The organism is Kitasatospora sp. NPDC059462 (assembly GCF_042749955.1).
In the GTDB taxonomy this organism is placed as follows: domain Bacteria; phylum Actinomycetota; class Actinomycetes; order Streptomycetales; family Streptomycetaceae; genus Kitasatospora.
Genome location: NZ_JBHYUU010000290.1, coordinates 1 through 6694, shown reverse-complemented (window position 1 = coordinate 6694; position 6694 = coordinate 1). Strand labels below are relative to the sequence as shown.

Here is a 6694-nt window from a genome sequence, read left to right as displayed (position 1 = left end):
CCGCCGCCCCGGCCGGCGCGGTCCCCGTCGCCGCACCCGCCCCGCAGGCCCCGGCCGCGGCGACCGCCCCCCGGGCCGCCGCCGGCTGGGCCGCCGGGACCCGCGCCTACCTGGTGATCAGCGCCCCCGCCGACGTCGCCGCCGCCAAGGCCGCGGTCACCGCCAACGGCGGGACGGTCTTCGCGAGTTACGACGCGATCGGCGTCGTCGTCGCCCACGCCACCGCCACCGGCTTCGCCGCCGCCGTGCGGGCGGTGCCCGGCGTCCAGCAGGTCGGCGCCACCCGGACCTCGGACGTCCCGGCCGACGCCTACAACCCGGCGCTGCCCGCCAACCCCGCCCAGTCGGCCACCACCCTCACCGAGACCAACCGCTGGGACATGACCCAGATCAAGGCCGACCAGGCCTGGGCCGTCTCCACCGGCTCGGCCACCGTCAAGGTCGGCGTGCTGGACACCGGCGTCGACGACCAGCACCAGGACCTCGCGCCCAACTTCGACGCCGCCGACTCGGTCTCCTGCGCGTACGGCAGGCCCGACACCCGCACCGGCGCCTGGCGCGACGTCGACACCCACGGCACCCACGTGGCCGGCACCATCGCCGCGGCGAAGAACGGCAAGGGCGTCGTCGGGGTGGCCCCGGGCGTGCGGATCGCCTCGGTCCGGATCGCCGAGCCGACCAGCACGCTCTTCTACGCCGAGAACACCGTCTGCGGCTTCGTCTGGGCCGGCGACCACGGCTTCAAGGTGACCAACAACAGCTACTACACCGATCCCTGGCAGTTCAACTGCCCGGACAACCTGGACCAGGCGGCCATCATCGAGGGCGTCCGCCGCGCCCAGGAGTACGCCGAGGGCAAGGGTTCGCTGCAGGTCGCCGCGGCCGGCAACTCCAACTACGACCTCGCCAACAAGACCACCGACAGCGCCAGCCCCAACGACTCGACCCCGGTCACCCGGACCATCACCAACGCCTGCCTGGACATCCCGACCGAGCTGCCGGGCGTGGTGACCGTCTCCGCGATGGCCAGCGGCACCGCCAAGGCCTCCTACTCCAACTACGGCCGGGGCGTCATCGACGTCGCCGCGCCCGGCGGGGACGGCGCCACCGGCGTGTACTCCACGCTGCCCGGCGGCAAGTACGGCACCAAGAGCGGCACCTCGATGGCCTCCCCGCACGTCACCGGCGTCGCGGCGCTGCTCGCGAGCGCCAACCCGTCCTTCACCCCGGCCGACCTGCGCGCCCGGCTGGCCGTCCAGGCCAACGACGTGGCCTGCCCCGCGTCCGACAGCCGCTGCACCGGCACCACCGCCGCCAACGCCTTCTTCGGCGAGGGCCAGGTCGACGCGCTCAAGGCCGTCAGCGGCACCACCCCGCCGGCCGGCAAGTACTTCGAGACCCTGACCGACGTGGCGATCACCGACAACGCCACGGTGGACAGCCCGCTCGTCGTCACCGGCGTCGGCGGCAGCGCCCCCACCGCCCTGAAGGTCGGCGTGGACATCAAGCACACCTACCGCGGTGACCTGGTCCTCTCCCTGGTCGCCCCGAACGGCACCGTGTACCTCCTGGAGGACTTCGCGAACGGCGACAGCGCCGACAACGTGGCCAAGACCTACCTGGTGAACGCCTCCGCGAGCGCGGCCGACGGCACCTGGAAGCTGCGGGTGAAGGACGGAGCCACCGGCGACACCGGCACGATCGACGCCTGGAACCTCACCTTCTGAACCCGCAGAACCCGCTGAACCCGCAGAATCCGCTGACGGGCTCCCTGCCGTCCCGGTCCGGTACCGAGGACCGGGACGGCGGGACGCCGGTGGCCCCGGGCCCCGGCGGTCAGCCGCTCCGGGGGGCCCGCAGCAGCGGCCCGGTGACCTGCCGGACCTCGTCGTCGTCCGAGGTGACCTCCGCGGTGATCGAGCCGGTCGCCCCGGACAGCAGGCCGAGCAGCAGGAAGGCCACCAGCAGCGCCCGGCCCGGGCCGCCGAGGACCAGCGGGCGGGTCGCCGACACCGGCCCGCCCGGCTCGGAGCCGGGTTCGTCGCCGAACAGCCGCTTCGGATAGGCCGAGGTCAGCATCAGCAGGTAGGCCAGGTACCGCATGCGGTAGCGCAGCACCGCCGCCGTCGCCTCGAACAGCGGCTGCGGCATCCGGCCGAGGGCGAGCACCACCAGCCAGCTGATCCAGCCGACCACCCACCAGCCGGCGAACAGCAGCCCCTGGACGACGGCCGCCGGGATCACCAGGACCAGCCGGAACAGCACGGCGAGGCGGTTCAGTTCGCCCGGCCGCAGCTCCACGCGCACCGGATGGCCGGGGGTGCGGAAGGCGAACGGCGGATAGCGGTCGTGGGTCAGCAGGAGGTAGCAGGAGACCCGGGTCTCGTACGGCACGTACGCCGAGAGGTAGTCGGCCGCGAAGCCGGGCAGGCGGCCCAGGACCAGCGCGCCGAACCAGCCGACGACCGTGACGAGGAAGGCCACCACCGACAGCACCCACACCACCACGAACTGCGGGATCAGCAACAGGATCCGCAGCAGCACGGTGAGCCGGTGCTGCGGTCCGGGGGCCGGCAGGTCGAGCGTGGGCAGCCACTCCTGCGGATACGGGGCGGCTGCGGGGGGAGCCTGCCACATCGGGGGCCTCCAGGTCTCGGCACCGGGCGGACGGCGCGGTGAAGCCGCACGTGCTCCGAAGATCCCAGCCCCGCTCCGGTGCCCGCACGGTGCGCTGCTCCGTCCGGGGGGCGGCCCTGGGAGACGGCCCTGGGAGACGGTCGGGGGAAAGCGTCCGGGGAAAGCGTCCGGGGGAAGCGGCCGGGGCGTTCGGAGGGGCTGTCCGCGGGCGGTCCGCTGCGGTCATTTCGGCATCCGACCCGACAAGCAGCCCGTTGCTCAACGGTGGCGTCATGGACACCCGTGATCAGGTTCGGACGATTCCGCTCGAATGCCCGGGGGAGCCGGCCGCTACGGCAGCATCGCTCCCAGTCCGACCGGGCCCCCGCCCCGGTCGGCTGTCATGTCCCGGGCGTACCCACCCGGCGGCCGGCCCGGTCACCGACCTGGTCACCGGCCCGCCCGCCGGCCCGGCGTCACGCCAACTGCCCTGCCGGTCGGTGAACTTCACTCCATCAGGTGAAGCAGACGGCGGCTGGGCGGACGGGCCGCCACCGCTCGCCGATAGTGGGAGACCGATCGGGCACCCAGCGGCCCCGACGTACGGAAAGAAGGAGCGGCACATGCGGACCGAGGCCACCCAGCGGATCGAGCTCGTCTTCGGCCTGTTCGACGCCAATGGCAACGGTGTGATCGACATCGGGGACTTCGACCTGATGTCCAAGCGCGTGGTCGAGGCCGCGGTCGACGCGGACGAGGCCGCCAAGGACGCCATCCGCACCGCCTTCCGGCGTTACTGGGTGACCCTGGAGACGGAGCTGGACACCAATGGGGACGGCGTGGTCACCCGGGAGGAGTTCCGCGAGTTCGTGCTGTCCCCCGAGCGCTTCGGCGCGACGATCGGACAGTTCGCCGACGCCCTGGCCGCGCTCGGCGACCCGGACGGCGACGGCCTGGTCGAACGCCCGCTGTTCATCGCGCTGATGACCGCGATCGGCTTCGGTCACGCCAACATCGACGCCCTCTTCGACGCCTTCGAGCCGACCGCGGACGACCGGATCCCGGTCGCCACCTGGGCGGAGGGCATCCGGGACTACTACGCCCCGGACAAGGCGGGGATCCCGGGGGACCAACTGGTGGGCGACCCGACCACCTGATCCGTCCGGCCGCGGCGCCCCGCCCGTACCGGACCAGTCGACGACCAGCCGAGGAGCAGTGTGAAACCAGCAGTCGGACTCGCGGTGGGCCGGGGAACGGGCGTGGAGCTCGCGGCCGTCTTCGAACGGGCCCTGCACCGGATAGCGGCCGTGTGCGGCTCCGGTGCCGGGGTCGAGATCGTCAGGTCCCCGCGGACCTACCACTCCTACGTCTCGCTGCGGCAGGAGGTGGGCGACACCGCGCGGATCCGCCGGCTGACCGAGGAGGACGCCCGGCACTACGAACGCTTCTGCCGCGAACGGGCCCGGCTCGGCACGACGGCCGTCTTCCGGACGGCCGTCAACGCCCAGTCGCTCTACCTGGTCCGCCAACGGCTGCAGGCCGTGAAGGTCGAGCCGATCACCGCCGGGGACGCCTCGCTGCTGCTGGTCCGGGACGAGGCCCAGGGGTTCTACACCGGGGAGAACCGGCACAGCCCGGGGGTGGTCACCCGGACCATGGAGTTCAGCCGGGAGATCACCCGCAAGGTGCTCGACTTCGCCGTCCGGCGCGCCCGGCGGCAGTGGCCCGACGGCGGGCCCGCCCGGGTGGTGATGGCCTACAAGTACCACCTGCTGGACGGCGCCCTGGACGACTGGGTGGACGAGATCGCGCGGGGCCTCGGCGTCGAGGTGCGGCTGTTCCAGCCCGACACGGTCAACCGCAACCTGATAGCGCACGGTCCGGGCGACCGCACGGTCATCGTCGCGGGCAACGAGTGGGCCGACATCATGCACGTCGTCCTGCTCGACCGCTTCGGCGGCGAGCGGCAGGAGAACCGCTGCACGGAGAACGTCCACCTCCACCCGGAGCTGGCGGAACTGGTCGAGTACCAGACCGTGCACGGCTCCGCCGACGACCTCACGGGCAAGGACACCGTCAACCCCGTCGCCACCCTGCGCGCCGCCGCGGCGATCGCCGAGCGGCACGCGGGCGTTCCGGGGGCGGTGGCCGCCGTCGAAGCGGCCCTGGCCGCGGCGGGCCGCAGCGGCGTGCGGACGCCCGACCTCGGGGGGCGGCACTCCACCACCGACGTGGTCGACGCCGTGCTCGACGGCCTGACGGCGCGGCCGCCCGCCGGCCCGCCGCCGGTCGCCGGCCCCCTGCCGGTCGTGGGGCCGCGGGCCGCGGGCGACGCGCTTCCCGCCGACGCGCTGCCCGTCGGCACGGTCCCGGTCGGCACCCTCGCGGACCGGCCGTGAACGCCGGGACGGACCGCACGGCGCTGGTCGTGGTCGACCTGCAGAACGACTTCTGCGCCGGCCCCGTCGCCGCCGCCCGCTACCCCGGGGACCCGGAGCGGCTCACCACCGTCGCCGCCACCTCCGCCCGGGCGGTCGAGACGGCCCGGGCGCACGGGACCGAGGTGGTCTTCGTCCGCTTCCTCGGCGACCCCGAGCACCAGGGCGCCGCCTGGCGCCACCGGGACGCCGTCCTCGGCAAACGCCCCAAGTGCCTCGACGGCAGCTGGGGCGCCGAGTTCCACGGCGTGGCGCCCGGGCCCGGGGAGGCGGTGTTCACCAAGTACGCCTGCTTCGACGCCTTCCTCGGCGAGGGCTTCGGCCCGCACCTCGCCGAGCACGGGATCGGGCACCTGGTCTTCGCGGGCGTCTTCACCGACGTCTGCGTGGACAGCACCGCGCGCACCGCCTTCCAGAAGGGCTTCCACGTGACGGTGCTGCGCGACTGCACCGCCGCCCTGCACTACCCGGACGAGGAGGTCCTGCGCTTCATGGGCCGCGTCTACGGTGCCCGCGTCACCACCCACGACCGACCCGCCGTCTGGACACGGCTTCCCGACCCCGACCACCTGGAGTCTCCATGACCCCCGCCGCGGCCGCTCCTGTCACCACCGGTGTCGACGAGGGGGTCGGACGGACCGCCCTGCTGGTCGCCGCCGCCCGGGCGATCGAGAGCCGCCGCCCCGACGCCCTGGCCAGGGACCCGTTCGCCGAGCACTTCCTCCGCGCCGCCCGCGCCTGCGCCCACTGGCCGCTGCGCCCCGGGGACGTCCCCGGGGACGCGGACGTCGCGGACGACCCGCTGTGGGGCAGGCTCGGCGGCTACTTCGCGCTGCGCACCAGGACCCTGGACGACCACCTGCTGCACGCCGCCCAGCTCGGCGCCCGTCAGGTGGTGCTGCTCGGCGCCGGGCTGGACACCCGGGCCCACCGGCTGGACTGGCCGCCCGGCACGACCGTCTTCGAGCTCGACCGGGCCCGGATGCTGGCGTTCAAGCAGAAGGTCCTGGACGGGGTCGGCGCCCGGCCCGTGGCGCGGCGGGTGCCGGTGGCCTGCGACCTGCGGCTGGACTGGGCGGCGGCGCTGACCGCCGCCGGGTTCCGCCCGGGCGCGCCGACCGCCTGGCTCGCCGAGGGACTGCTGCTCTACCTGCCCGCCGCGGCGGAGCGGTGCCTGATCGCCACCGTGGACCGGCTGAGCGCGGCCGGGAGCAGTCTGGCCTACGAGGTGAAGCTGGGTCTGGAGCCCGCCGCCGTGCGCCGCAACCCCGTGTACCTCGCGGCCCGCGACCGGCTCGGCATCGACCTGCTCGCCCTGTTCGACGACGAGCCCCGGCCCGACACCGCCGCCGACCTGGCCGCCCTGGGCTGGGCCACCGTCACCCACACCCCGTTCGACTTCACCCGGCACTACGGACGCGGTCCCCGGCCCGAGCCCGACGACGCGCTCGCCGCCAACCGCTGGACCTTCGCCTCGCGCGGCCCGCTCCCCGGCCCCCGCCGGCGGGCCGGGACGCCGCAGTGACCCCCGCGCGTCACCGGGGCCTCGCCGCGGACACGCGGACGCCGGCCGCCGGACGCCGCACCGGGCAGGCCGGGCCGCCGGCGGGCCCTGCGGCCGGTGGAGCAGCCCCCTGGAG

The 6694-nt window shown here is 74.5% G+C and carries 6 protein-coding genes; 5 read left to right on the top strand and 1 reads right to left on the bottom strand.

All coding sequences use genetic code 11. The features are described from left to right. On the top strand, nt 1–1727 hold a 1727-nt coding region (locus tag ACFXAM_RS36945), incomplete at its 5' end, for a S8 family serine peptidase (RefSeq protein WP_380298099.1). Nucleotides 1728–1836: 109 nt separating this feature from the next. On the opposite strand, the gene ACFXAM_RS36940 is transcribed toward ACFXAM_RS36945, so the two are convergent. Next, on the bottom strand, nt 1837–2637 hold the full coding sequence (locus tag ACFXAM_RS36940) for a DUF4389 domain-containing protein (RefSeq protein ID WP_380298097.1): 801 nt from the start codon (nt 2635–2637) through the stop codon (nt 1837–1839). A 602-nt stretch (nt 2638–3239) separates the two neighbouring features. Between ACFXAM_RS36940 and ACFXAM_RS36935 the strand changes: the two genes are divergently transcribed. From ACFXAM_RS36935 to ACFXAM_RS36920, 4 genes are read left to right on the top strand one after another with little or no spacing between them, the layout of a single operon-like run. Beyond that, on the top strand, nt 3240–3773 hold the full coding sequence (locus ACFXAM_RS36935) for an EF-hand domain-containing protein (RefSeq protein ID WP_380298095.1): 534 nt from the start codon (nt 3240–3242) through the stop codon (nt 3771–3773). Nucleotides 3774–3833: 60 nt separating this feature from the next. Then, nucleotides 3834–5015, top strand: coding sequence for an isocitrate/isopropylmalate family dehydrogenase (locus ACFXAM_RS36930; RefSeq protein ID WP_380298094.1), 1182 nt, complete (start codon nt 3834–3836; stop codon nt 5013–5015). Next, a complete protein-coding gene (locus ACFXAM_RS36925; protein ID WP_380298092.1) occupies nt 5012–5638 on the top strand; it encodes a cysteine hydrolase family protein in 627 nt (208 codons plus the stop codon). The genes ACFXAM_RS36930 and ACFXAM_RS36925 overlap by 4 nt, the downstream gene beginning before the upstream one ends. Next, nucleotides 5635–6579, top strand: a complete 945-nt coding sequence (locus tag ACFXAM_RS36920) for an SAM-dependent methyltransferase (RefSeq protein WP_380298090.1) — start codon at nt 5635–5637, stop codon at nt 6577–6579. The genes ACFXAM_RS36925 and ACFXAM_RS36920 overlap by 4 nt, the downstream gene beginning before the upstream one ends. Nucleotides 6580–6694: the final 115 nt, after the last annotated feature.

Bases quoted from the DNA above. Each gene is read 5' to 3' on its own strand.
- ACFXAM_RS36940 (WP_380298097.1), bottom strand. From the start codon at position 2,637: ATGTGGCAGGCTCCCCCCGCAGCCGCCCCGTATCCGCAGGAGTGGCTG.
- ACFXAM_RS36920 (WP_380298090.1), top strand. From the start codon at position 5,635: ATGACCCCCGCCGCGGCCGCTCCTGTCACCACCGGTGTCGACGAGGGG.
- ACFXAM_RS36935 (WP_380298095.1), top strand. From the start codon at position 3,240: ATGCGGACCGAGGCCACCCAGCGGATCGAGCTCGTCTTCGGCCTGTTC.